General features: G+C 56.4%; 20 protein-coding genes and 1 tRNA gene. 10 read left to right on the forward strand and 11 right to left on the reverse strand.

Annotation, left to right across the window (positions count from 1 at the left end):
* Positions 1–584: 584 nt before the first annotated feature.
* The 4 genes from SD425_RS10090 to SD425_RS10105 all read left to right on the forward strand — a co-directional run bounded on the left by SD425_RS10090 (position 585) and on the right by SD425_RS10105 (position 9865).
* The gene (locus SD425_RS10090; protein ID WP_324678064.1) at positions 585–3755 is read left to right on the forward strand and encodes a TonB-dependent receptor; all 3171 of its coding nucleotides are present in this window, start codon (positions 585–587) and stop codon (positions 3753–3755) included.
* Between the two features lie 72 nt (positions 3756–3827).
* Positions 3828–5282 carry a RagB/SusD family nutrient uptake outer membrane protein gene (locus tag SD425_RS10095; protein ID WP_324678066.1) on the forward strand — a complete coding sequence of 485 codons (1455 nt, stop codon included), beginning with the start codon at positions 3828–3830 and terminating at the stop codon, positions 5280–5282.
* A 217-nt stretch (positions 5283–5499) separates the two neighbouring features.
* Positions 5500–8043, forward strand: a complete 2544-nt coding sequence (locus SD425_RS10100) for a zinc-dependent metalloprotease (protein ID WP_324678068.1) — start codon at positions 5500–5502, stop codon at positions 8041–8043.
* 250 nt (positions 8044–8293) lie between these two features.
* The gene (locus tag SD425_RS10105; RefSeq protein ID WP_324679519.1) at positions 8294–9865 is read left to right on the forward strand and encodes a peptidase dimerization domain-containing protein; all 1572 of its coding nucleotides are present in this window, start codon (positions 8294–8296) and stop codon (positions 9863–9865) included.
* A gap of 164 nt (positions 9866–10029) precedes the next feature.
* Here SD425_RS10105 and SD425_RS10110 read toward each other — a convergent pair whose 3' ends face one another.
* Complete coding sequence (locus SD425_RS10110; protein WP_324678070.1) at positions 10030–10797, reverse strand: TIGR02757 family protein; 768 nt, start codon at positions 10795–10797, stop codon at positions 10030–10032.
* A gap of 104 nt (positions 10798–10901) precedes the next feature.
* Positions 10902–11915 (reverse strand): LysM peptidoglycan-binding domain-containing protein, encoded by a 1014-nt coding sequence (locus SD425_RS10115; protein ID WP_324678072.1) that lies wholly within the window; start codon positions 11913–11915, stop codon positions 10902–10904.
* 224 nt (positions 11916–12139) lie between these two features.
* Here SD425_RS10115 and kdsB point away from each other — a divergent pair, with 224 nt between their 5' ends.
* Positions 12140–12892 (forward strand): 3-deoxy-manno-octulosonate cytidylyltransferase, encoded by a 753-nt coding sequence (gene kdsB / locus SD425_RS10120; RefSeq protein WP_324678074.1) that lies wholly within the window; start codon positions 12140–12142, stop codon positions 12890–12892.
* Positions 12893–13031: 139 nt separating this feature from the next.
* Here kdsB and SD425_RS10125 read toward each other — a convergent pair whose 3' ends face one another.
* From SD425_RS10125 to gap, 3 genes are all read right to left on the reverse strand, one after another.
* Positions 13032–13373 (reverse strand): translation initiation factor, encoded by a 342-nt coding sequence (locus SD425_RS10125; RefSeq protein ID WP_324678076.1) that lies wholly within the window; start codon positions 13371–13373, stop codon positions 13032–13034.
* 108 nt (positions 13374–13481) lie between these two features.
* Entirely contained in the window at positions 13482–14357 is an 876-nt protein-coding gene (locus tag SD425_RS10130; RefSeq protein WP_324678078.1) for a diacylglycerol kinase family protein, read from the reverse strand.
* Between the two features lie 100 nt (positions 14358–14457).
* A complete protein-coding gene (gene gap, locus SD425_RS10135; RefSeq protein ID WP_324678080.1) occupies positions 14458–15465 on the reverse strand; it encodes a type I glyceraldehyde-3-phosphate dehydrogenase in 1008 nt (335 codons plus the stop codon).
* A gap of 381 nt (positions 15466–15846) precedes the next feature.
* On the opposite strand from gap, the gene SD425_RS10140 reads away from it, so the two are divergent.
* Positions 15847–15918: transfer RNA gene (locus SD425_RS10140), tRNA-Glu, on the forward strand.
* Between the two features lie 1037 nt (positions 15919–16955).
* Here SD425_RS10140 and SD425_RS10145 read toward each other — a convergent pair.
* The gene (locus tag SD425_RS10145; RefSeq protein WP_324678082.1) at positions 16956–17519 is read right to left on the reverse strand and encodes a hypothetical protein; all 564 of its coding nucleotides are present in this window, start codon (positions 17517–17519) and stop codon (positions 16956–16958) included.
* Positions 17520–17628: 109 nt separating this feature from the next.
* Here SD425_RS10145 and SD425_RS10150 point away from each other — a divergent pair, with 109 nt between their 5' ends.
* The 4 genes from SD425_RS10150 (at position 17629) to SD425_RS10165 (ending at position 21391) form a co-directional block, all read left to right on the forward strand.
* Positions 17629–17976, forward strand: a complete 348-nt coding sequence (locus SD425_RS10150; protein ID WP_324678084.1) for a hypothetical protein — start codon at positions 17629–17631, stop codon at positions 17974–17976.
* 1021 nt (positions 17977–18997) lie between these two features.
* A complete protein-coding gene (locus SD425_RS10155; RefSeq protein ID WP_324678086.1) occupies positions 18998–19768 on the forward strand; it encodes an SDR family oxidoreductase in 771 nt (256 codons plus the stop codon).
* A 382-nt stretch (positions 19769–20150) separates the two neighbouring features.
* A complete protein-coding gene (locus SD425_RS10160; protein WP_324678088.1) occupies positions 20151–20735 on the forward strand; it encodes an MFS transporter in 585 nt (194 codons plus the stop codon).
* A gap of 11 nt (positions 20736–20746) precedes the next feature.
* Positions 20747–21391 (forward strand): MFS transporter, encoded by a 645-nt coding sequence (locus tag SD425_RS10165; protein ID WP_324678090.1) that lies wholly within the window; start codon positions 20747–20749, stop codon positions 21389–21391.
* 343 nt (positions 21392–21734) lie between these two features.
* Here the strand turns inward: SD425_RS10165 and SD425_RS10170 are convergent, their stop codons facing one another.
* The 5 genes from SD425_RS10170 to SD425_RS10190 all read right to left on the reverse strand — a co-directional run bounded on the left by SD425_RS10170 (position 21735) and on the right by SD425_RS10190 (position 26767).
* A complete protein-coding gene (locus tag SD425_RS10170) occupies positions 21735–22190 on the reverse strand; it encodes a cyclophilin-like fold protein (protein WP_324678092.1) in 456 nt (151 codons plus the stop codon).
* A gap of 72 nt (positions 22191–22262) precedes the next feature.
* Positions 22263–24614 carry a xanthine dehydrogenase family protein molybdopterin-binding subunit gene (locus tag SD425_RS10175; RefSeq protein ID WP_324678094.1) on the reverse strand — a complete coding sequence of 784 codons (2352 nt, stop codon included), beginning with the start codon at positions 24612–24614 and terminating at the stop codon, positions 22263–22265.
* Positions 24615–24659: 45 nt separating this feature from the next.
* Positions 24660–25646 carry a xanthine dehydrogenase family protein subunit M gene (locus SD425_RS10180; protein WP_324678096.1) on the reverse strand — a complete coding sequence of 329 codons (987 nt, stop codon included), beginning with the start codon at positions 25644–25646 and terminating at the stop codon, positions 24660–24662.
* Positions 25647–25792: 146 nt separating this feature from the next.
* A complete protein-coding gene (locus SD425_RS10185) occupies positions 25793–26053 on the reverse strand; it encodes a hypothetical protein (RefSeq protein WP_324678098.1) in 261 nt (86 codons plus the stop codon).
* Between the two features lie 69 nt (positions 26054–26122).
* Positions 26123–26767, reverse strand: a complete 645-nt coding sequence (locus SD425_RS10190; protein ID WP_324678100.1) for a (2Fe-2S)-binding protein — start codon at positions 26765–26767, stop codon at positions 26123–26125.
* Positions 26768–26958 lie beyond the last annotated feature (191 nt).

Here is a 26958-nt window from a genome sequence, read left to right on the forward strand (position 1 = left end):
TAGCTACGAATTAGTAACTGAACGGTTTCGTAGTGAAGCCTTTATTTTTATGAATAGTTTGTAAAATATTTGCATTAGCCTGAGAGTATTTCTATAATTGAGAAGAATTAGTTGAAAGAATAATAAAAGGTTCTGCTTACTAGCATCTCTCATCTGCTTTAATCAGAAGCTAGCTTTCAACCCCTCGCCGCGCCGCCTTCTGCCAATTCCCACGTCAGAAGTTGCTTCTTCAGAGTTCCTCGTTCTGTCTCTGCCAATTCCCGCGCATTACCCAAATCCGCTCGCGTGAGTGCTCCTGCTCGGAGCAGTCGGGGCTGTGAGCTTTCGGCTCTGGTCATTCGCTATCCTCACTCTCACCACCTGTTTTGCAATGACACCAGCAATGCGTGTCCGGGGCTGCTTGCCCTATTGGTAACGCCCGCTGACTATTCGGGTCAACGGTGTGCCATGAGCGGAGGGAAGCTAGCTGTTTAGCTAATAACGATCTGACTGTCAAAGAGTCCCGCAGCACACGATGCAGCGGGCACGGCACTCTATTGCCTTCACCATCCAGAATCAACCCACTTCATTCTAAAGCTCAACGCATGAAAAGATTAGTACTCTTGCTTTTCGTTTGCCTTTGTACGCTGTCCGCGGCACTTGCGCAGACCCAAAAAGTTAGTGGAAAAGTGACAGAAGGTGAGAATTCTCCCTTACCCGGCGTCACCGTCCTTGTGAAAGGAACTTCCCAAGGCATGACGACCAGCGCTGATGGCACCTTTTCGATGGAATGTGCGCCTACCAGTACGCTGGTCTTTTCTTTTATCGGCTACAGCTCGCAGGAGGTACCCGTAAATGGTCGCTCGAACCTTACCGTAAAAATGGGGGCTGATACCAAGCAACTCGCTGACGTAGTAGTAGTTGGCTACGGTACTCAAACCAAAGAAGAATTCACTGGCTCGGCTGCCCGCGTAAAAGGCGACGCGGTGAAGGATCTGCCCGTACAAAGCTTTGATCAAGGCCTTGCTGGGAAGGCAACGGGCGTGAGTATCGGGCAGCCCAACGGGGTACTGAATAACGCGCCTGTTATCCGTATTCGAGGGGTAAACTCGATTTCGCTCAGCTCTTATCCGCTGGTGGTAGTGGATGGAGTGCCGATAAACACAGGCAACGTGGCGGGGAGCAGCACAGTAGCCAACAACCCGCTAGGTGACATAAACCCCTCTGATATTGAATCGATTGACGTGCTGAAAGATGCCGCGTCAACTTCTATCTACGGTTCGCGTGCTGCCGCGGGCGTCATTCTGATTACGACCAAAAGTGGCAAGGCGGGCAAGCCCAAAGTGACCTACGAAGGCTGGGCCGGCGTGACCCGGGCCGTGCGCTTGCCTAAAATGCTCAACGCGGAGCAGTTCATGATGATCAAGAACGAGGCCGTGCTGAACTCGAAAATCTCGTCGGGCAACGCTAATAACGCTAGTGTCGCCTCGGAGCTGTTCTTCCCCATGTACAACGCCGATGGTTCGCTGGTCGACACCGACTGGTACAAGGAAGTCTATCAAACGGGCTTTTCGCAAAACCACAGCCTGAGCGTTTCGGGTGGCTCAGAATCAACTAAATACTACTTCTCGACCAACTACAGCAAGCAGCGGGGCATTCTAAAAACCAATGAGTTTAGCCGCAAAGCTGTCCGCTTCAACGTTGACCACAAGCTCACCTCGTGGCTGAGCCTGACGGCCAACGCGAACTACAATAACACCTTGAACGCCTCACCGAACACGGGGTCGTTGGAAGGCAATGCGTTTGGCTTAGTTGGTTCAGCGCGCCTAGCTTGGCTCTCGGCGCCCAACGTGCCCGTGTACAACCCCGATGGCTCGTACAACCTGAGCACCGCCAACACCCTAGGTATGGGCAATAACCTGGTATCGAGTAACTTCTACAACCCGGTGCCGATGCTCGATCTGAACAAGTACACCTCCGAAAACGACCACATCCTAGGCACCTTCGCCGCCGATTTTCACCCCATCAAAGGGCTGAACTACCGCATAAGCTACGGCGTCGACCGGCTGAAGATTGAGAACATCGTGTTTGAGAGCGGTGTACACGGTCCTGGCTACGGCACGCCTACCAGCGGGGGCAGAGCATCCAACATGAGCGTCGCCGCTAACAACTGGGATTTTACCAATACCCTGGGATACAACCTGACACTGGCGGGCAAGCACAACATCGGCCTGCTAGCTGGCTACGACCGGCAGAAGTTTGACAACTCGTCGTGGGGAGCTACGCGCTCCAACTCGTCAGATATTTTCTTCAACGAATTTCAGGGCAGCTACGGCACGATTGTACCGGCAAATAACGCCTTGAACGAACGAGCCCTGGTATCGGTGTTCGGTCGCTTCACCTACGACTACGACAAGAAATACTTCCTGACGGTAAACTTCCGGCGCGACGGCAACTCGGCCCTAGGTGCGGGCAAGAAGTACGGCAACTTTGGGGGCATATCGGGGGGCTGGTCGCTGGCGGAAGAGGATTTCTACCGCAACTCGTCGCTGGCGCAAGTGATGACGGGCCTGAAGCTGCGCGCCAGCTGGGGCAAGATCGGCAACGCTAACCTCAACAACTGGTACGGCTCCCTTTCCCTGTATAACTCGGGGCTGTATGGCTCGGCTGCTACGTGGGCCTTTTCGCAGGGCGGCAACCCCGACCTAGGGTGGGAAACGGGCAAGCAAACCAACGTGGGCGCTGATATTGGCCTGTTCAACGACCGGGTTCAGCTCGATCTGACTTACTATCGCAACAACGTGGACGGCCTCATCCTGAACGTGCCGCAGTCGCCCTCGAAAGGCATCCCTAATAATGCCATGCTCATGAACGTGGGCTCTATGTACAACCGAGGCTTTGAGGTGGGCGTGACGGCCAATGTGTTGGAGCAAGGCAAGTTTAGCTGGAACACCAACTTCAACTATACTTTCAACAAAAACCAGGTAACGGCACTATACGGCGCAGGAACTGAGATTGTAGGTACCACCAGTGCCTCGGCCGAAACCTCCAATATCACCCGCGTGGGCTACTCGGTGGGCAGCCTCTACGGGGCCAAAACTGACGGCGTGAACCCCGAGAACGGTCAGCGTATTTTCATCAACAAAGAAGGCCAGAAGGTTCAATACAACCACGCCGTACCCTCGGGCCAAAGCCGCTGGACCTACCTCGATGGCTCGGCTGCGCCCGCCATTAACGTAACTGACTACCAACTGCTGGGCAACGCACTGCCAAAGTTCTACGGTGGTTTTAACAACACCTTCCGGTACGGCAACTTCGACCTAGGGGTGAACTTTACCTACTCGGGCGGCAACTACGTGATGAACGGCAGCAAAGGCACCTGGCGCGACCAGCGCTTCTGGAACAACACCACCGAAGTGCTCGACCGCTGGACGACGCCGGGCCAAAAGACGGACATTCCGCGCGTGGTGTACGGTGACCTGCTCTCCAACGGCTCGTCGTTCCCGATTTCTGAAAACGTGGAGAAAGCCGACTACATCCGTTTGCAAACCGCCTCGCTAGGCTATCGAGTGCCGGTGCAGCTGCTGAGCGGCAAGCTAGGTATCAGCTCGGTGCGGGTGTATACGCAGGTGTTCAACGCCTTCCTGATCACGAAGTACTCCGGTACGGACCCGGATATCTCCTCAAACGGCAACAACAATCTTACGCCCGGGGTGGATAAGAACTCCGTTCCGCAGGGCCGCACCTTCACCTTCGGCGTGAATGTCGGCTTCTAAGGTTCAATAACCCTGTCAGGGCTTCAAGTCCCTGACAGGGTTAACAAATCACCTAGCAGAACTCAGAAAACAATGAACATCCATACTTCTACAGCAAAAGCATTCAAGATTGGGGTAGCGTGCTTGGCGCTTACCGCGGGCCTAGGTCTGACGGCCTGCGATGAAAAGGACATCATGAACCCGGTGCCGCAGACATCCTTGCAGGATACTTTCTTGTTTGATACCCCCGCGCGGGTGTTGGGGCAAGTAAACGGTATGTACGCCGGCCTGAAATCGGGTAACTTCTTCGGGGGCCGCTTCCTGATGCTGAGCGACATTCGGGGCGAGGAGTTTATTAACCGCCTGCAAAACGTGTTTACCGGCTATGATGCCTGGAACCACACTATCAACTCCGGCTCCAACGATGCTCTCACGACTTGGAGCAGCGCCTACGCCACCATCAACCTAACTAACTTGGTAATTGATGGCCTAGCCGCCCACCCCAATGTGGTGGATGCGGCCACCACGGCGCAGTACGTAGGCGAAGCCAAGTTTGTGCGGGCCCTGTGCTACTTCAGCCTCATCTCGTTCTACGGTCAGCCCTACGTGAAAGACCAGGGCGCTTCGCCCGGCGTGCCCTTGCGCATGAAAGGGGAGTCGACGCCGGCTAGTAACAACCTAGCTCGCAGCACTGTGGCGCAAGTATACGCCCAGATCATCAAAGACTTAGATGATGCTGAAAAGGCGTTGCCGCTTCAGTATAGCACGCCGCTGCTGACCACTACGCGGGCGCACCGGAACACCGCTATTGCCCTCAAAACCAGAGTGTACCTGAACATGGGTAAGTTTGATGAGGTAGTGACGGAGGCGAGTAAAATCGTGCCCTCGGCTGCGCCATTTAAGGCCCCGAGCGGTGTTGCAAACGAAATGCAGGCAAGTGTTGCCACGGTTTTCTCCGGCAGCTACACGACCACGGAGTCCATGTTCTCCATGCCCATGACGGAACTGGACAACATCAGCGGACAAAGCTCGCTGGGCTATGAGTATACTGTTAATCAGGAATACAACCTGAACCCGGCCGGTATTTTGGGGAACGCCGCGTGGCGCAGCACCGACGCGCGCCGCACTATGTTGCGCACCTCCGGCACCACGGTGTACCTGACCAAATACAACAAGGCCAATCCGTACCTCGATTATGTGCCGGTGATTCGCTATCCGGAAGTATTGCTCAATTACGCCGAAGCTTTGGCCCGCAAAAGCACGCCTAACCTAGCATTGGCTACCACCTTGCTTACGGCTGTCCATCAGCGCTCCGACGCTAGCTACACGTTCCCGGCCACCGCCACCAGCACAGCCGCCGCTCTGACCAGCTCCATCTGGGTAGAACGCCGCATTGAACTGCTCGGCGAAGGGTTCCGCTCCAATGACTTGTTGCGCAATATGCTGACGATTCCGAGCAAAGGCACGGCTCCATCCATTACGGCCAGCCAGCCGGAGTATATCTTCCCCATCCCGAATGCGGAAATTTCCTCGAATAAGGAACTGTAAAAGCTAGCTAGGTGGTGTAGAGACACATACTTGTGTCTCCCCGTTGAACGACCGGTATAGCACGACTATCGTCACAACAGACTGATTGAAAACGGCCGGAATAAACAGCATCAGCAACGACGAGACACAAGTATGTGTCTCTACAACCAGATAGCCGCAACGCGCCAATCTAACTTATTCCTTACCCAATAAACCAAACCCGCACGCCCAATCATCTATGAGAGTAACTCGACCCTTGTTGGTGGGAATGTTGGCCTTCAGCCAGATTTCCGTCGCCCAAAACACTCCCTCTAGCCCCGCCCCCAGAGCCGAAGCCAAGCCTGCCGCGTCCATCTCATCGGTCACGCAGGGCATGAAGAAATTCGATGGCTATTTTCCCTTTTATTACGATGAGAAAAGTGGCAAAATCTACCTAGAGGTTGATAAGCTAGGAAAGGAGTTCCTGTATTTCGGCTCGCTCACCAATGGGGTCGGATCGGGCGGACCGGAGCGCGGACAAGCATCGTCGGCCATTGCAAAGTTCGAGCGGGTGGGCACCAAAGTGTTCTTGGTGGAGCCCGTGTACAGCTACCGGGCCATGTCGAAAAATGCGGATGAGCAGCACGCGGTGGAAAATGCCTTTGCCAAGTCGGTGATTTGGGGCTTTAACCCTGCCGCCGTAGAGGGCGACAAAGTGCTGTTGGATATGACGCCTTTCCTGGTGCGCGATAGCCAAAAAATCGGCGACCGGCTCGGTACACCTAGCTACGCGGGCCCCGGTGTGGGCGGTGGCCGCGCCGGTGGGGGTGGCGCCAGCACGCCGTACCGCTTCGATGAGTCGCGCTCGGCTGTGTACCTAGAGAACACCAAGAACTTTCCCAAGAACACCGAGTTTGAGGCCATCATCACCTTCACCGGCGGTCCAACGGGCGCGGGGCGTGGCTTCTTCGGGGGCGGCTCCGACATTGCGCCCGACCCCAACGCGGTGACGGTGAACATGCACCAGTCCTTCGTGGAGCTGCCCGACGACAAGTACAAGCCGCGCAAGTTTGATCCGCGCTCGGGCTTCAACCAGTTCACCTACATGGACTTCTCGGCGCCCATGACGGAGCAGCTGACCAAGCGCTACACCCGTCGGCACCGGCTAGAAAAGAAAAACCCGAAGGCTGCGATGAGCGAGCCGGTGGAGCCAATCGTGTACTACGTGGACCGCGGCGCGCCGGAACAAATCAAGAAGGCGCTCATCGAGGGCGGCTCCTGGTGGAATCAGGCATTTGAAGCGGCCGGATATAAAAATGCCTTCCAGGTCAAGGAACTGCCTGCTGGCGCGGACCCCATGGATATTCGCTACAACGTGGTGAACTGGGTGAACCGCTCCGGTAGCCCGAGGGCTTTCTCGTACGGCTCTTCGTACATCGACCCGCGCACGGGCGAAATCATCAAAGGCGTCGTGACCCTAGGTTCCGACCGCCACCGGCAGGATTACCTCATTGCCGAGGGCCTGTTGCAGCCTTACCACGATGGCAAGCAGACGACCGACAAGATGGAGAAGATGGCGCTGGCCCGCATCCGGCAGCTGTCGGCCCACGAAATTGGCCACACCCTAGGTCTCTACCACAATTTCACCTCCAGCACCCACGACCGGGGCTCGGTGATGGATTACCCGTTCCCGCGCTTCGAACTCAAGAATGGGGTAGTTGACGTGTCGGATGCCTACGCGACTGGCATTGGCAGCTGGGATAAGCGCGCCATTACGTGGGGTTACCAAGACTTTGCAAAGGGCACGAACGAGGACGAGGCGCTGGATAAAATCATGGCGGAAACCCTGAAGCAGGGCCACATCTTCATCCCCGACATTGGCGGCTACGTGCACCCCAACTCCCACCAGTGGGACGACGGCGAAAATGCCGTGGTGCAGCTCAACAAGCTCATGACGGTACGCCGCCACGTGCTCGACAACTTCTCGGAAGCCGCTATCCAAAAGGATATGCCGATGGCAACGCTGGAAGAAGTATTGGTGCCCATTTACCTTTTGCACCGCTACCAAATCGAAGCCACGGCGAAGTCGCTGGGTGGCCTTTACTTCACGCACGCCGTGAAGAATGATGGCCAGACCATCACTCGCATGGTGGACCCCGCCGAGCAGTGGAAAGCCTTTGATGCGCTCATGGCTACCGTGTCGCCACAAGCCCTAGCCTTGCCCGAGAAACTAATTCAGAAAATTCCACCGCGCCCATCGGGCTTCCCAGGCGGCTTGGAAACGTTCAGCGGCTATACCGGCCCAACCTTTGACCCAATGGCCGCCGCCGAGTCGGCCGCAAACGAAACCATTTCTTCGCTGCTGAATCCCGAGCGGGCGGCCCGCTTGGTGGAGTACCACGCCCGCGACGCGGCCCAGCCCGGTTTCCTGCCCGTGGTCGACAAGCTGCTGGATAAGACGTGGAAAACGCCGCTGGCTGCCGGCTACAACGGCGAGCTGCAAGCGGTCGTGAACAACCTTACGCTGAAGTACTTGCTAGCCCTAGCGGCCAATGAAAAAGCATCGCCTGGCGTGCGCGGCGAAGCGCTGCTGAAAGTAGACGACCTACAACAGTGGATGACCGCCACCGTGGCAAAAGCCGAACCTAGGCAAAAAGCCAATCTGCTATTCGGCCTGGATCAGATTGGTAAGTACCGCGAAAGCCCCGAAAAATTCCTGACTCCGGCTGCCTCGGTCATGCCTCCCGGTGCCCCCATCGGCATGCCCGCTATGGACTTCTTGAACGATGATTTTGCTTACTAACTAATGTAGCGTGAAGCGCCAACTCGCGTGTCGTTGAACGATGCTTATGGTGACTAAACCTAGGTGCTGCTTTTCAGCGACGCGCGAAGCCAGCGCTTCACGCTACAAATCATTCGCCTTTTCACCTCAACCAACCACTGCTTCCATGAAAAGAAAACTACCGCATCTTTTTCGTCGCGCTGGCTTCGTGCTAGCCACGGCAGGCCTGGTAAGCGCGCTGACGCCCAAGCAGGCCGCTGCCCAAACTACGATGTCGCCAGCTAAGCTGGAGGCGCTCAAGAAAGAGCTGGTTGCCGAAATTGACAAGCAACAGAAGTCGACGCAGGAGATGGTGGATATGGTATTCAGCTTCGGGGAGCTAGGTTTTCAAGAGACCGAAACCTCGCGCTACCTAACCGACATCCTGAAGAAAAATGGCTTTACGATTGAGCAAGGTGTTGCCGGTATGCCCACAGCGTGGATGGCAAAGTGGGGGTCAGGAAAGCCTGTTATTGCCATCGGCAGCGACATCGACTGTATCCCAAAAGCGTCGCAGAAGCCCGGTGTAGCCTACCACGACCCCATTATCGAAGGGGCTCCAGGTCATGGCGAAGGGCACAACTCGGGTGAGCCACTGAACCTCACGGCGGTGCTGGCGCTCAAGAAGATCATGCAGCGCGAGAAGATTTCGGGTACGTTGGTGCTGTGGCCCGGTGTGGCGGAAGAGCAGCTAGGCAGCAAGGCGTACTTTGTGCGCGATGGATACTTCAAGAACGTGGATGCCTGCATCTTCACCCACGTGGGCGACAACCTAGGTACCTCGTACGGCGACGCAGGTGGCAACGGCATGGTGTCGGTGAAGTTCAACTTCGACGGTCAAGCGGCGCACTCGGCGGGTGCACCGTGGCGGGGCCGTAGCGCCCTCGACGCCGTAGAGCTGATGGATATTGCCTGGAATTTCCACCGTGAGCATATGGAAATCACCCAACGCTCGCACTACGTCATCCCCGATGGGGGCGACCAGCCGAACGTGGTGCCTTCCAAAGCGTCGGTGTGGTACTACTTCCGTGACCGGACCTACCCGAAGATCATGGACATGTACAAGGATGCCATCAAAATGGCGCAGGGCGCTACCCTGATGACCAACACCGAAATGACCTACGAGATGCTAGGTAGCGCTTGGCCGGGCCACATGAACAAACCCATGGCCGAAGTCATGTACGAGAATATCAAAATGGTAGGGCTGCCCACTTGGTCGCCCGAAGACCAGACCCTAGCTCGCGCCACGCAGGTAGAAATGAAAGCCCCCAAAACGGATCGGCGCGGTCGGCCCATCGATGGCCTCGCAATGAAGCTAGACAGCCTCAGCAAACCCGATAACAACTCCATTGGCGGCGGTTCCGACGACATTGCCGACATCTCCTGGAACGTGCCGACCATTGTGCTGCGCTACCCTTCCAACATTCCGGGCTTGCCTGGTCATCACTGGTCTAATGCCATTTCCATGGCCACACCCATTGCCCACAAAGGCGTAACAGCCGGTGCCAAAGCCGAGGCCATGACGTTGCTGGACATGCTCGTGAAGCCCGAAATTATCAAAAATGCCTGGGCCTATTTCAACGACGTGCAAACCAAGGACACCAAGTATATTCCCTTTGTGTCTAAAACTGATAAGCCGGCTATCGAGTTGAATAAGAAGATAATGGCTGAGTACCGCCCGGAAATGAAGAAGTATTACTACAATCCGGCGAAATACAAAACGTACCTGGAGCAGTTGGGTATCAAGTACCCGACGGTACGCCCCACCGGCACCAGCCAAACAACAACGGGCGGTGGCAATTAGGAAGATGCGAGGCCTAGCTTAGCTATAAGCCTGCACCTGCCATCCTAAGAAAGTGAAGGGCCTTATCAGGCTAGAACGAGTCGTGGTTACGGCAGTTGTTCTAGCTTGATAAGGCCCTTCGCTTTGTTCGAGATGACAGGCGGACTTGAGGTAAAAACTATCGATTAAAAAGTCCCATGCTTTTCTTCCACACCTAGCCCAAATAGCGCAAAATCGTACTTCACCGGGTCAGTTGGATCAAAAGCGCGCAGGTGAGCGGTGAGTTCTTCGGCCGCTTGCCAATCTACGAGTTTGCGGGTCATTAAGCCTAGGCGGCGGGCAACGCGCTCCACGTGCACATCACAGGGGCAGACCAGGTCGGCGGCGGGCATGCGCGTCCAGAGGCCGAAGTCGACGCCGCGGGCGTCTTGGCGGACCATCCAGCGCAGGTACATATTCACGCGCTTACAGGCCGAACCACGCGCGGGCGTGGCCACGTGCTTGCGGGTGCGCTGCGGCGCATCGGGCAGGCTGAAGAAAAGGTTGTGGAAATTCTCCAGCCGCTCGCGTTGCGTACTACCGATCAGAAAACCATCTTCTAACGTGCTGTGACTTTGGTAAAACCAACGCAGCCAATGCACGAAGTACAGCAAGTCGGTGTCGCAGAACGTGCGGTGGCAGAAACCTAGCAAGCCCTTTAAGTCCTCATCTCCGTGCTGCGTGATGAACTGGTAAGGCGCATTATCCATACGCTTTATAAGCTCAGTACACTTGCTGATGATGGTTTTGCGCTGCCCCCACGCGAGCAGCGCCGCAAACAAACCGCTGATTTCTATATCCTGCCGCTGTGTAAAACGGTGGGGAATGCTAATCGGGTCGTTCGCAATAAAGGTTGGCTGGTCGTAACGGTCGTAGTGGTCGTTGAGAAACTGGCGAAGCTGGGCAGTGTTCATTTCATTTATTAGTCAATAATGAGCATTTAACAGGTGGAACCCTCATACGGATGATGAAGCAGCTTCCTAGTTAAATGATGAACATTAGTTGACAAGTGAAACGGTTACGGTACATACGACGTCTCGACGCGGAAGCGGCTGTTCGGCATGGAGAGGCGCTGCACGGCACGTGGGGAGAGACGCACCAAGATGGTGCTGTTCTCACCCGTATCAGGTAGTTGGCCAATCACGCGCACGTACACCGATTGCCCATTCATGATGTTGCGTACCTGCATGATCGTGCCCACTGGTGCCGTCTTGTGCAAGGCTAGGTACTTATCCGTCACGGCCCCCTCAATAGTAGCAGCTAGGCCGTTTTCGCGCACGCGGTGCACGATTTCGCTGGCCCGATCGGGCGCACGGTCTTCGGCGGTGGTGGGTGGGGTCGCCGCGTCGGCGTTGGTTTCTTTGTCGCGGTCAGTAGCCTCCGGACGTTCAGCGAGCACCGTGGCGGGCGATGAGGGCGCGGGCGTAGTCTTAGGTGCGGCAGCCGCAGTAGGCTCAACGGCGGGTTTAGCGCTAGGAGCCGCACCACCAGCCGGCACGATGATCAGCGTTTGCCCTACGCGCACACCGTAGTCAGCCGGCAGCTGATTGATACGCGCTAGCTCAGCCGGCGCCATATTAAAGCGGCGAGCGGTAGAAAAGAGGGTTTGCCCTTTTTCTACAACATATACTTGGTTGCCACGGGCATCAGTCTGTAAGCCTGTCCCACCAGTAGGAGTCGCTGGCTTAGGTGCCGCCGAAACGGTAGCGGGGCGGTTAGCCGGTGCCGGTCGGGTAGCAGTGGGCGCGGGGTTAGTCAGCACAACACGGGTGCGAGGTACCAGTACAACTTGCCCCGAAAACAAAGCGCCTTGCACTTTGGGGTTCGCTTCCACAATCTGATCGACAGGTACTTTGTAGCGGCGCGAAATGCCGTAGAGGGTCTCACCCGCTTTCACGCGGTGTTTGATGAGTATCTTATTATTTTGGTAGATAACCCCAATGGAGTCGACCAGAGCAATGGGCCGAGGCGTGGCCAATGCGGCAAATCCAGCGAAAAAAGACGCGGTAACCAGCACTAAAAAACGAGTCATAGAAAGGTGCGCAGGAAGCGCGCAGGAGCCAGGCAGCCGGGGCTAGGCCCCGCGCGGAAGACGGGAAAAGTAGGCGGAAAGATAAAAAATAATCCTAGCCTAGGATGGTTTGCACGGCCTTTAGGCTAGGAGGAAGTACAATAAAGTAGCTATTTCTGCTAGGAGCTCGGTGGGCATCCCGGAAATTTCGGTTTTTTGCAAAACGTTTTTCGTCTTGCTCTATTATGCTCAACGCTCTCGGCATCATCCCGGCCCGCTACGCTTCCTCCCGCTTACCTGGCAAACCTCTCATCGACCTAGGTGGTCAAACCATTATCCAACGGGTAGTGGCGCAGGCTCAAAAATCATCGTTGAGCCGCGTAGTAGTGGCCACCGATGACGAGCGCATTCACCAGCACGTGCTCGATTTTGGTGGGGAAGTTATCTTGACTTCGCCCAATCATCCCAGCGGCACCGACCGAGTGTTTGAAGCGTACCAGAAGCTGGACCTAGGAGCCGATGTCGATTGTGTGATCAACATTCAGGGCGACGAACCCTTCGTGCAACCTGCACAAATCGACGCGTTGGTGCAACTCTTTGCTGCTACCCCACCGCCCCAAATTGCCACGCTCGTGAAGCCTGTACTCACGGAAGAAGAACTGCGCAGCCCGCACTTACCCAAGGTTGTAATCGACCAGCGCGGGCAGGCCCTGTATTTTAGCCGTCATCCGTTGCCTTACCAGCGCCAACATGCCCCCGAGCAGTGGCTGGCACATCACCGCTACTTGCGCCACATAGGGCTCTACGCGTATCGCCCCGATATTCTGGAGCAAATTACCCGTTTGGCGCCGTCACCGCTGGAAATAGCCGAGTCGCTGGAGCAGTTACGCTGGCTGGAACACGGTTTCCGCATTCAAACAACGGAAACCAACCTCGAAACTATCGGCATCGACACGCCCGACGATGTGGCGCGGGCCCTACAATTTCTGCAAGCCTAGGCTCCCGGGTAGCGCGGACTTTATCGTCCGCGCCTAGCTCGTTCGATGCCCGTACTGTAGCATCGCGCTACTTTGGGGTAAGCTTTGGTTTTGGTATCACCACCGTCTTTTCGTAAGTGCGGGCTGCCTACCTGTTAGCTTAGCCGCCCGCCTTCTTGGCTTTGTATCCTAGGTCCAGCAACACCGCCAAGGCTTTATCCCGAAAGTCGCCTTGAATCAGGATTTCCCCATCCTTAGCATTGCCGCCTACGCCGCATTTGGTTTTCAAGGTCTTTCCTAGGCTTTGCAGATCAGCGTCGCGGCCTACGAAACCTGTGATAAGGGTCACCTGCTTGCCACCGCGCGACTTCTTATCAAGTTGCACGCGTAGATTCTGCTGCTGAGGCGGCAGCGTTTGAGCTTCGGTTTCGCCTTGCTGTTGGTACTCAAAATCAGGGTTTGTGGAATATACCACGCCCTCCCGGCCAGTACGATTTTTCATGGTATCAAGAAAATAACGGAGTAGTTAAGTAATTGATTCGCTGAATAACAGCGTACACTTTTAAGGTGGAAAGTAGGTGAGCAAGGCTATAATAAACTGCTAAGCTGCTTACGTAGCTACTTCCAACGCTAGGGGGGTAAGAGTTACTTCAAAAGTAGAAGCTTCGCCCACATAGTCGCCGTCGACGTGAAAGCCAAGTGGAGCTGTAGTTTGTACGTGAACTTGGCGCGCTGTGTGAAAATCCGCCGCACCAGATTTGGGTAAGTCGCCGATAGCTAGGCCTATTCCGACGCGTACTGCCCGCCAGAGCGGCAGCGCATCTATAAGAACTAAGTCAAGCAAACCATCCCGAATGTCAGCTAGCGGAGCGATGTAGGCATTGTTACCGTATTGAGCAGCGTTGGCAAAAGCTAGGATGTAGCAATTGGTATCAAGCTGCTTCTCCCCAAACGTAAGCTGAATGGGTGTTGGCTGAAAGCTACGATACTGGCGCAAGGCCACTTGCACGTAGGTAGCTAGTCCCCGCGTGCCGGCCGTAGCAAAGCACTTGCTCACGTGCGCATCAAACCCCAGGCCGGCCGTGCAGAAGAACGGATGCCCATTGATGTCGCCAACATCCATACGTTGGAAATTAGGCGCATTGAAGCGCCGAATGGCTGCTGGTAAACTCAACGGCACACGCAGATGGCGCGCCAGCCCATTGCCTGAGCCCCGTGGAACAATGCCCAATGCCGCATTCGTACCCAGTAAGCCGCGCCCAACTTCATTCACCGTGCCATCTCCGCCCACGGCCACTACTACCCGGAAGCCCTCCGCTGCTGCTTGGCGAGCTAGCTCTTCTGCATGACCCGCGTACTGGGTCTTGTAAATAGCATACGCAACTTGGTCGTGGTTGAGGTGTTTGGTGATGAGCGCTGGTACATCCTGCCGCCGGTTCGTGCCGGAGTTGGGATTTAGAATAAAACAGATACGAAGCCGAGGCATAGAATAGGGGAGAGAAGAGGCCGTAGATCTACGGCAACCTGCCAAAAAAGAAAGCCCGCCCGGAAGTGGGCAGGCTTTCCAAAACATACTACTACCTAGCTTACGAAGCCATTTTCTCACCCAATTTCTGGATGAGGTCAGCAGTACGCGTGCTGTAGCCGGTTTCGTTGTCGTACCAGCCGATTACTTTGGCCAGCGTGCCATTGGCCGAAGTAAGAGCCGAATCGAAGATACACGAGTGAGGGTTGCCCACGATGTCGATGCTTACTAACGGATCGGTCGTGTACTCGATGATGCCTTTCAAGGCACCTTCAGAGGCTTGCTTCAAGGCATCGTTGATTTGCTCCTTAGTAGCTTCCTTCTTCAGGATCACGGTCAAGTCGGTCATAGAGCCATCCGGCACCGGAACACGCATTGCCAAACCGTCCAGCTTGCCTTTCAACTTGGGCAATACCAAGCCTACCGCTTTTGCAGCGCCAGTGCTGGTAGGGATGATGCTGTAAGCCGCAGCGCGAGCCCGGCGTAGGTCCTTGTGAGGAGCGTCTTGCAGGTTCTGGTCAGAAGTGTAAGCGTGCACCGTGGTGATGTAGCCTTTCTCAATGCCGAATACCTCGTCCAATACTTTAGCCATAGGAGCCAAGCAGTTGGTGGTGCAGCTAGCATTAGAAATGATGGTCTCGTCGCCAGTCAGGATATCTTCGTTCACACCTAGCACAACCGTGGGAATGTTGCCGGTAGCAGGGGCCGAAATCACAACTTTCTTCGCGCCAGCCGTGATGTGCTGACCTGCACCAGCCTCGTCTACGAAGCGGCCAGTCGACTCAAGTACTACGTCAATGCCCATCGAGCCCCAGGGGAGGAGCTTAGGGTCGCGCTCAGCAAGTGCATGAATGCGCTGACCATTTACCGTCAGGCTCTCCTCGTCGTACGTTACGGTTCCGTCAAAACGGCCGTGTACAGAATCGTACTTCAGCAGGTGAGCCAGCGTCTTATTATCAGTGAGGTCATTAATAGCCACCACTTCTACGTTGTCGCGACCAAGCAGCGACTTGAAGGTGAGGCGACCGATGCGGCCGAAGCCGTTGATGGCAACTTTAATTTTAGCCATATTAGGAAATTGGTTTGGCGGCCCCGAAGAGCCGGATGAAAACGCGGGGCTAAGGTATAAGGATGGGGTAACTTCGCCAAATCAGAGTAGATCTTGACAAACGCCTGACCTTAGTACCGCCCAACGATTGGTATTACAACAATTGACTAAGCAGATTGATTCGGTGGAATCGATGCCACGAAGAGAGGAGGGAGCAGCTAGCACCGTATTTCAACCGTTTGTGAAGACTATATCATCATGCTGTTAAAAAATTTCTCCCTGAATCTCAGTCGCTTTCTTCTAATGGATGATTTTTTTTAGGCCTAGGTATTGCAGTGAAAGCTCGCTGCTCTATCTTTGCACCATCAAAACGAACAAGGGACGACAATAACACAACAAAATGGTCCGTTCGTCTAGGGGTTAGGACAGTAGATTTTCATTCTACCAACAGGGGTTCGATTCCCCTACGGACTACATAAATCCTCGTTTTGACCTTGTAAAGCCTCGTAAGTCAAGCACTTATGAGGCTTTATTCATCTCCGGGGTACGGCTAGGGGTATAGATGCGTGCCTTCCTCGAGTTAGCAACTGCTCTAGCCTTAATGGAAAGAAGTAACATACGTTAAAAAAGGCATAGAATTTTCGCTGTCGGAGCAATCCATCGTGGCAACGATTACTTCACCCACGAGAACATCCACTTTAGCGGGTAAGACTTGGAATGAGCTTCAGCGTAGGAGTTTTCTGACCGCACCCACATCCCAGACAATACCCAACGCTTCCAGGCACACGACCACGCCCCAGGCTAGATCCAGCTCGTACCAAGCGGTGCTCATCTTCGCGGAGCGGCACCACGGCCTACTTGCGTTTTATCGCTGCTAACACCAGAGTCGAAATGCCCGCCGAGTATGTAGCTACCATCGGGGGTTAATCTTGGGCTGTAACCGCTCATCTTCGCTAGGGTGAGTTCATGGTAACAGCGGCCTTTAGCTCTTGTGCGAGGCGCACACATTGCTTTCTGTACGGCTATGGCAGTCGCCCCATCATGATCGGCACCACTAGCTTGTTTCGCCCACACAAAAGTTGTTGTGATAGGGCTCTACTTGGTGACAAAAACATCTTCTCCACCCGAACTTGTCAGGGTCATAGTACCAAAGCAGATCGTACTGGAAAAGGAGACAGCTAGGTAGACATTGCCGTTAGTATCAGTGGTAAAGGCGACGTAGGATTTATTCGTACTAGCCCAGGTGCACCCGCCATTGCCAAGCAGGCATTTGAGCGCGGGTAGTTCCGGTGAGCAAAAGCAGGAATAGTAGCACTCTAAGAAGAGAAGTCTATGTATACGAGAGGGTAAGAGGACGCTCATAGAGTATCGTAAAAGATAATTAACCGCAGCTTGGTCAAACATTATAGCTTCTATATGATAAGTTACATGATAGTTCTTCTTTATTATAACATAGTAAGATTGAGAGAAAGCAAGAAAGCCCCGCTTATTATGGAGAATTTTCTTGTTTTCTATAGCTTCTCTGCGGCGCGCTTTACTCGCGTTACTCTATCACAGGCCTTCTCTGCTGTTATATCGGCACAGCTAACATATATGCTAAGATCTTTACCCGAGTAGGCGGAATAGTTGATATGGGTGTGTTTCCCGTGCCAGAAGTAGGAGCCACCTGGGCTATCTTCCGAATTGTTTAAGACTGTGCTAGGCGCAACCTGATAGGCTGTTTTCAGTAGCTCCATCCACGCTGCTTTGTTCTTGAGGTCATTTACGGCGTGGACTTGTACGGCGCTGAGCTTGCCTTTGTAGAAGTAATAGTCAACATACTTGATCGTGGCTTCGCCTACTGCTTTTCGCTCTGCTTTCTTGCGGTACACCTGCTCTTGCTCTTGAGTGCGGACCAGATGCAGCTCTTTAAAGCTGGTTAGAGGGGTGTCAAAGGGAATACCCAGAAAGCCATGCCGCTTATCGAGTTCAGTGGAATAGCCAGCTTCTCTACTGGTAGAATCATTGGCTGATGGTTGGGCTTGCGTAGGATTGGAAAAGAGTAAACTTAGAGTGAGAAAGTACAAACAGTGCATGAAGAATGGCTTTTGCTATCTTATCGACACAACGATTACTATGCCTAGATTCGATAACTGTATTGATGAAAGTGCTAGATAGTACTACTCAGTTATCCGACAGAACAGCATGACCCTAAAACTCAGCCTCCTTTCCCTACTGCTAGCCGTCTCTCCCTTTGCTTCGGCCAAAAAACTAGAATTACCGATCGAGGTCATTGCCTCTCAAGCGGATTACATTTTCATTGGAGAAATTGCCTCTGTTCAAGCTAGCACTTACCAGTTCTACGTAGCTGAATATATCAAGGGAGGCGGCAGCTCAAGCCTGACTGTTCAGCCTTTTGAGGAATGGACGTGCGATGTGCGCTACGCCAAAGTGGCCAAAGGTCAACGCCTGGTTTTGTTTCTGCAGAAAAACAAGGGAATGCTAGAACTGATCAATGGCAGCAGCGGGGAACTACCCATTATCAACAACTAGGTAGCCCTAAAAAACGAAGTCTATGCTTATCAACGTGGCAAGCCGTTCGTCCCCTATTCAATTCCTTTACCGGAGTTCAAGACCGGCATCAAGAAGTTTGTACACTGCTTCAGCATCCCAGCGGACCCCAACGCTCGTTTCTCCTTTGCTCCTAAAGCCATTGTGCAGCTAGGCAGTGCCGAAGAAGTCAACGCCTTTCGGTATGCGAGCAGATTTACAGGCTGGCTTTATGAGCGAGTCAAAACCCGCTATATGGTTGCTCGCAAATAGCGCGCTCAATAAAATTGATTATTGCTAGGTAGCTGTCTAGTACTATCCCAGATCAAGTAACGCTGCTGCCCTCTTTCTTCCACCCTTCGGTCAATAGTGACCTTGGAGACATGGAGCTCACCTTGGACGTAACCGGTCCTCTCCAAGGGCTGGGCCAGTTGCGGACAATACCAGCAAACACCTCGCCTCATAGTTATCACCCAACTATTTTGGTGGCCTGGTGGAGAAAGAAACCGTCAGACCGGCTCAGGATTACATGCAATCGAAAGTGATAGAAGTGGCGAAAGCGCGCGTTTGACATGAGTGAATCGGTTAGTGAAATTGCCTACGAATGCTTTAGGTTTCCGCAGCATTTCACCCGCTTATTCAAATAAATGCAGGCGTTACGCCGAATGATTGCCGGATGAATTATATGATTTTATACAGAGTTTCATCTTTAGGGATGTTGAAACTTTCGTGCCAGCCCGATCACTACCGATTGTTGGGGAGCAACTTCAACAATGAAAGTTAATTGGTCTTACCAATCGTAACTCGGTGGTGCGCTGCTGGCCCAACATCCTCGGCGGACCGGGTCAATTCGTTGAAACTATTACAAACCCCTTTGATTGTCGTTAGCAGTTCCTTAGGGTGGGTAGGACCTTTGTAAGGTCGTTCGCTGGCTGTATCAGCCGGCGGCAAATGGATAGCGCGGGGCGGTCGCAAATGGGCGCGCTACCGGCATTTTTTGCAGCTATCCCTAACCTAAATAGCTATGTTAAGCAACCAACAAGGAGAATTCACCGGCAAGGTGGCGTTTATCACCGGGGCTGGAACGGGCATCGGCCGCGCTACGGCGCTGGCTTTTGCGCAGCAGGGTGCCCGCGTGGTAGCCGCCGATATCTCGATTGAACAAAGCCAAGAAACTGTGCAGCTGATCGAGCAGGCCGGCGGCCAGGCCCTGGCCGTCACGTGCGATGTGCTACGCTCGGCCGACATTCAGGCGGCGCTGGCACTTACCATCGGTACGTACGGCCGGCTGGACTACGCCTTCAACAACGCGGGTGTGGAACAAGAGCAGATGCCAGCGGCCGATATTGAGGAAGAAGAATGGAACCGTATCCTGAATACGGACCTCCGCGGCGTGTTTCTGTGCATGAAGTACGAGCTGCCGCTGCTGCTTAAACAGGGCGGCGGGGCTATCGTTAATACCTCGTCGGGGGCAGGGGTGAAGGGTATTCCGGGGCAGGGAGCGTACTCGGCCGCGAAGTTTGGCATCATCGGCCTCACCAAGTCGGCGGCACTGGACTATGCCGCTAAAAACATCCGCATCAATGCGGTGTGCCCCGGCTTTATCGACACACCCATGATGGACCGCTTCAGCGGCGGCACGCCCGAAGGCCGCGAGAAAATTGAGAAGCAAGAGCCGATTGGCCGCGCCGGCAAGCCGGAAGAAATTGCCAGCGCCGTCTTGTGGCTGTGCTCCGACCTGGGTGGCTTCACGGTCGGCCACGCCCTGGTGGTGGATGGTGGCCAAACAGCTTAGGAGGCGCAATAGGCAACCGATAACGCATTGTTGCGCGTGGCTTTGCCGCAACCAACTTAACTACGTTCCGCTGGGGTGGGGCGCCTGGGTGCTGGCAGTTGTCGGGCCCTGGGCTCCCCACCCCAGCGGAACGTTGCTTTTACTTTCTACTACCCCTTGGCGAAGGCGCTGCCAGCCTGGCCTGAAGCTAAGTCTGCCCCGATTATTTGAATCGAGTAATCACTCCTTTGATTGTCGTTACCGACTCCTTACTGACCCCAGGGACCTTTGCAGAGTCGAATTAACGACCTAGGTGCCGTGCCGCATTAGTCCCAAAAATGGGTGTGCTACCAACGTAGCCGGCGTCTGGCAGGAGTGTGTAATCTACTTGAACAGAAAAGCTATGAATCAACTACCTAGTACTCTAAAAACCAGTGTTCCCGACCTGGTTTCAAAGCCCGCTTGGAATGCGGTATTTGCCCTGGCCCTTGGGGTGGCGGGCCTGATTACCTCCGAGTTTCTACCCGTCAGCCTACTGACGCCGATGGCCCACGACCTGCACGTAACCGAAGGCGTAGCCGGGCAGGCCATTTCGATAACAGCGGTGGTGGCCATGGTGGCTAGCCTGCTCATTGCCGTGCTGACCAAGGGGCTCGACCGGCGCTGGGTGCTGCTGTCGTTTTCGGTATTGCAGGTGCTGTCCAATGTGCTGGTGGCGCTGGCCCCTACCTTCCTGGTTCTGACCATCGGGCGCTTGCTGCTGGGGGTAGCCATCGGCGGATTTTGGGCCATGTCGGCGGCTGTGGCTATGCGCTTGGTGCCCAGCAAAGACGTGCCCAAGGCGCTATCCACCATCTTTGGAGCCGTGTCGGTGGCCACCGTGGTGGCTGCGCCGCTGGGCAGCTACCTAGGGGGGCTGTTGGGCTGGCGCCTGGTATTTGGGTTGGCGGCCGGGTTGGGGCGCTGGCCTTCGGGTGGCAGGCCCTGACCTTGCCAAGCATGGCGCCCGAGCAGCCGGCGAGTCTGCGCACGCTGCTGCACGTACTCAAGCGGCCCAAGGTCGCGCCCGGTATGCTGGCCACGCTCTTTGTGTTTATGGGCTACGCTACGTTTTTTACGTATCTGCGGCCATTTCTCGAAACTGTGACCGGGGTTAACGTGAATACGCTGTCCACGATTCTGCTAGGCTTTGGGTTAGCTAACCTAGCCGGCACGGTGCTGGCCCGGCACCTGCTGGCGCGCAGCCTGGCTTTAACACTCACGCTCATGCCGCTGCTCATGGGCGGGGTGGTAGCGGGCTTGGTGCTATTTGGCCGCCAACCGGTAGTGGCGTCGGTGTTGGTCGCCTTCTGGGGAATGACCTTTGGCGGGGTGCAGGTAGGCTGGCCTACCTGGCTGACGCGCACGCTGCCCGACGACGCCGAAAGTGGCGGCGGCCTGCAAGTAGCCACTACCCAACTAGCCATTACCATCGGCGCCGCCCTAGGTGGCTTGTTCTTCGACCTGACAGGCGTGGTCGGCGTATTCATTACCAGCAGTGTGCTCACGTTAGTTGCCGTCCTGGTGGCGTGGCTGGCCTTCCGCAAGGCGCCTACCCAGGTGGCCGTGGCGCAACCCGTGCCGGCTGAACTGGTCGCTCATTAAAATTGAGTCAGTGAGAAGCGTACGAGGACCGTGCACAGTTCAGGCTATTGTTCAAACCGTGAACGGTCCTCGTATGATTGGTTTGTTATGAATTGAAAATCAAACGGTTATTACTGGTATTCATGGTCCCGAAACTACTGTTGAAACAACAGAAGTAATGAGCTCAACGGTAGTTATAACCGGCTAGGACAACTACTAGTACCTTTCTCAGCACCGTAAAAGCCGGGCCGGCACGTTCGACGTCATCGAATGTACCGGCCCGGCTTTTACGGTGCTGAGAAAACAGTTTACCGGTGAGCTTCCGCTTAAAAGAGCTGCGCTCGAATGCCTGTTAGCTTTGCTGCTATTGCTCAAACGTGACAGTCACGTTGCCCCGGCCTAGGGCCGTAGCCAGCCCGGCGGGGTTGTCGATGCGCCCCATGCGGGTGTAGCGGTACGAGGTCGAGAGCGTCTGATAGAAGAGCACCAGCGTATTCGAGTTGTAAAGCACCAAGTCGCCCGCCTGAATCGTGTTAGGATTCACGGCATTAGTGGGCAGGCTCTGGGGTAGGTCGTAGTACTTCTCGTTGCCGTTAAGCTCCGTCATCGAAACAGTGAGGGGCAGCCGGGCCACGAAGGCGGTAGTGGTCGGGTTGTCGAACAGCGTCGCGGTGAACGTGCTGGCCCCAACTTGAATGCGGAGTTGACGGCTCATGGTGGGCAGGGTGGAAATAGCTGGCTCGGGCGTATCGTTTTTACAAGCCCCGGCAATAAAGAGTAGGAGCAGCAAGGGCAGCAAAAGCAGACGAGGACGTTTCATTGCCTTAACGCAGTGAGGTACTTAAATCGGGACCGTAGCAATAACGAAGCGGTAGCGCATGTCGCCTTGCAGCTACACTGGCTGGCGCATAGCGGCCAGCACCTTGCTGGGCGTCATGGGTAGGTCGCGCAGGCGGCGGCCGGTGGCGTGAAAAATGGCGTTGCCCACGGCCGCGGCGGTGCCCACGATAGAAATCTCGCCGATGCCCTTCACGCCCATGGCGTTGACGTAGGAATCTTTTTCGTCGATAAATTCCACCATCATGTCGGGGATGTCGGCGTTAACGGGCACGTGGTAGTCGGCCAGATTAGCGTTGGTGTAGCGGGCTAGGTTAGGGTCGCGCACGGCTTGCTCCATGAGCGCGGCCCCGATGCCCATGATGCCGCCGCCCATGATTTGGGAGCGGGCCGTTTTGGGGTTCAGGATGCGGCCGCCGGCCACCACGCTCACCCAGCGCGTGACGCGTACGGTGCCGAGGTCGGGGTCGACGTGCACCTCGCAGAAGTGGGCCCCGAACGAGTGCATCGAATGCTGGCCGCTGGATTCCTTGCCGGCATCGTCCGATTTGGCGGCACCGGTCGCTAGGCCCGACTCGTAGCCCGCGCCGTATTTGCCCTGTCCGCTGCCTTCCAGGTCCAGGATGTCCGCGCGCTTCATCAGGTCGGCGAAGCCTTCGCCCTTGCTCGGGTTGGCTTTCAGCTGCAAGCGGCCTTTTACCACTTCCACATCCGTGGACTTGGCGCGGTAGAGCGGGGACTTGGCATCCTGAACCGCCATTTTAGTGAGCTGCTGCCATACGCTCTGGGCGGCCACGTAGATAGACGACGAGAACGTGCCCGCGCCCATCGAGCCCCCCGAGATGTTGGTGGTCGGCAGCATCGTATCGCCCAACTCGAAGCGCACTTTGTCGGGGGCAATGCCCAAGGCATCGGCCGCTACCTGCGTGCCGATGGTGTAGGTGCCGGTGCCTAGGTCGGTGGCGCCTACCTGCACCACGGCGTGGCCGTCGGCGTAGAGGCGCACGCGGGCGTTGCCCTGCGAGCCGTGCACGGGGTAGCTGGCCGTGGCCATGCCATAGCCCACGAGCAGCTTGCCGGCGCGGGTAGCCCCGTTCTTCGGGTTGCGCTTGCTCCAGCCGAAGAGTTCGGCGCCGCGCTCGTAGCACTGCTTCAAACCCTTGCTGCTCCAGGGCTGGCCGGTGCTCGGGTCTTTGTCGGCGTAGTTGCGCAGTCGAATTTCAAGGGGGTCGAGGCCGACCTGGGCGGCCAAATCATCGAGGGCGCACTCGATGGCAAATGAACCGGGGGCTTCACCGGGCGCGCGCATCCAGCTGGGAGTGCTGACGTTGGCGCGTGCCAACTTGGTCGTGGCTTCGAAGGCGGGGCACGCATAGAGCATCCCGATGATTTTGCTGTTGCTCTCGGCGTAATTGTCCCACTGCGAGGTAGTAGAATGCTTTTCGTGGAGCATCGCCAGCAGCTTGCCCTCTTTGGTGGCACCCACGCGCAGGGTTTGCTCCTGGTCTTCGCGGTGGCCCATGCTGGTAAACATCTGGGGGCGGGTGAGCACTAGTTTCACCGGCCGACCCACGGCTTTGGCCGTCAGGGCCGTCAGCACCGTGTGGGGCCAGATGGGACCTTTGCAGCCGAAGCCCCCGCCTAGGTACTTGGTTATCACGCGCACCTGGTCGTTGGGCAAGCCCATAAAGGCGGCTACCGCCCGCTGCTGCCACGATACCCCTTGGGCCGTGTCATAGATGATGAGGCGGTCGGCGGCTTCCCAGTGGGCGATGGTGGCGCCCGGCTCCATGGGGTTGTGGTGGTTGGTGGCGTGTGTATAGGTAGCCGTCAGCTGCACCGGAGCGGCGGCAAAAGCAGCTGCGGCCTTGCCCCGGGACTTGGTGCCTTCGGCATCCGCATCGGGCTTGCCGCCCGGGTTAAATAGCTGCGTCTTCGGGTCTTGGTATGAGGCAACGGGTGTATCTGGGGCGATGGTCACGCGCAGCTTCGCGGCGGCGTGCTGGGCGTGCTCCAGCGTGTCGGCCACCACGATGGCCACGGGCTGGCCGGCGTAGAATACTTGGTCGGACTGCAAGGGCAGGAACGACATCTGCACCGAGGGACCAATAGCTTTTTTACCCGCCTCCGACGCGGCCGTGAGGGCCGGCTTGGGCAGGTTTTGGTGCGTGAGAATAGCCACTACCCCTGGCTCGCGCTGGGCGACGCTGACATCGATGCTGGTGATGCGGCCTTTGGCCACATCGCTAGTTTTAACAACGGCGTGCACCAGACCTGGCAGGTCATTGTACTCGGCTGAGTACTTCGCGGCGCCCGTCACCTTCGCCCGGCCATCGACGCGGCTCAGTGGCTGGCCCACGGCTACTGCCTGCGGGTTGGTTTGGGAGAATGTTGGTTCGCTGTCCATAAAAAGCTACTGTCTGAGTAAGAGGGAGAAAACAGGCACAAGGCCCTAGGCGCCAGCTACCTGCTGCAAGGCGCGCACCAGCGTATTCTGCGCCAGCTCCACCTTATAAGCGTTGTGCTCACGGGGCTTGGCTCCTTGCAGAGCGGCGGCAGCCGCCGCCTTAAAAGTGGCCTCCGTGGCTGGCTGGCCCACCAACGCTTTTTCGGCCTCGCGGGAGCGCCAGGGCTGCGCGCCTACCCCCCCTAGGGCCACCCGCGCCGCGCGGATGGTGCCACCCTGCACGTCCAGGCCCACGGCGGCCGAGGCCAGCGCATAGGCGTAGCTAGCGCGCTCGCGCACCTTTAGGTAGGTCGAGCGCTGGGCATGCGGGGCGGCTGGAATGGTCACGGCCACAATCAGTTCGCCGGGTTTCAGCACGTTTTCTTTCTGGGGCGTGGTGCCTGGCAGCAGGTAAAACTCGGTGAGGGGCACCTGGCGTTGCTTGCCTTTGGTATTCTCCAGCGTCAGCACCGCATCGAGGGCCACGAGGGTCACACTTAGGTCGCCGGGGTAGGCGTTGGCAATGCAGGTGTCGCTCACGCCCAGGATGGCGAGGTTGTGGCTGTCGCCCGTGAGGGCGGGGCAGCCCGAGCCGGGCACCCGCTTGTTGCACGGAAACGCGGCGTCGCGGAAGTAGCCGCAGCGCGTGCGTTGCAAGATATTGCCCCCGATGCTGGCCATATTGCGCAGCTGCGGCGAGGCCGCCAGCAGCAGCGACTCCGACACGGCCGGGTACTGGGCCTTCACCAGCGGGTGCTCGCCCACGGCGTTCATGCGCTCCATCGCCCCAATGCGCAGCCCGTCCTTGGTCTGCTCGATGCCTTTGAAGGGCAGCAAGTTTATATCCACCAGTTGCGGAGGCTCGGCTAGATTGGCCTTCATCAAGTCTAGCAGCGTGGTGCCGCCCGCAATGTAGGCGGCTTGGGCTTGGTCCTTGAGCCGGCCGGTGGCTTCTTTGGCCGTGGTGGCCTGGGTGTAGCTGAAATTGTTCATCTTTTGAAAGGGGGTAGGCGGGCAAGGACGGAGCCAGCGGCAGGGGGTAGGGAATGATTAGTCAGATAGTTATGACGAGCAGGTAAGCAGTTGGCTACTGCCTAGGTAGCGAGGTCCTGCCAGGGAGCGCTAGCAGCTGTTGCGGGCTAGCTGGGGGTAGGCGGCTCATCGGCCGAAGCAGTCAGCGCCTGAATGCGTGCCCACATCAAGCGGCGGCTTTCGGCTAGTTCAGCTTCACTTAGTTGCGCGGGTTCCGGTTGCCCTAGCTGCTCACTCCACCTTTTTAGCACCGTTGCCTGCTGCGAATTTGGAAGCTCCCCGCTGGCCAAATACTGGTCAAGCAACGCTTCGAATTCTTGCAGGCTGAGCATGATAGTAGTCGCGACTTTTAAGCAGGTAGTGGTCACGATTTGCCTAAGCTGGCAGCCGCACCTAGGTCCCTCTTTTCAGTAAATAGCCTTGTGTCGCACAAGGCATTATCCTTGGTGGCCAGCTACCTCGCGCACGGCGGCCAGAACATTGGGGTAGGCGCCGCAGCGGCAGAGGTTGCCGCTCATCCACTCGCGGGCCTGGCCGTCGGTGGTGGCGTGGCCTTCTTGCACGCAGGCCACGCCCGACATGATTTGGCCCGGCGTGCAATAGCCGCACTGGAAGCCGTCGTGTTTCAAGAAGGCCTCTTGCATGGGGTGCAGCGCGTCGCCTTTGGCCAAGCCTTCGATGGTGGTGATTTCCTTGCCCTTCGTCATCACGGCCAGGGTCAGGCAGGAGTTGACGCGCTGGCCATCCACGTGCACGGTGCAGGCACCGCACTGGCCGTGGTCGCAGCCTTTCTTGGTGCCCGTCAGGTCGAGGTATTCGCGCAGGGCATCGAGCAGGGTCACGCGGGGCTCCAGCGTCAGGTTTTTCACCTGGCCGTTGATGCGAAGCTGCAACGGGCTAGCCCCTGATACGACGGGGTTGACCGGCGCCAGCTTGTCGGCCAGCGTTTCGGCTTGGCTGGCAATGGGGGAGGCCAATGCAAAGCCCAGGATGCCCCCGGCTTGCTGCATGAACGAGCGGCGCGAGCTGTCAGACGGCTGCGAGGCCTCCGGCTGAGCGTCTGGAAATAAATCAGACTGCATGGGATAAGGTAAAAGTGGAAAAATGAGCCCGCTTTGTCGCGTGTTGCGCAGGGCCACCTAGGTGGCTACCTAGCTCGTTGCTGGGGGCCAACCGCGTCCGCCCGAAGTGGCCGCACCGGTTGGCGTAGGGAGTGGTACAAAGCCCTTTCGTAAAGGTATTGGCCCCTCTAAAGCTCCTGTGTACACATTTC

Source organism: Hymenobacter sp. GOD-10R (assembly GCF_035609205.1).
Lineage (GTDB): Bacteria > Bacteroidota > Bacteroidia > Cytophagales > Hymenobacteraceae > Hymenobacter.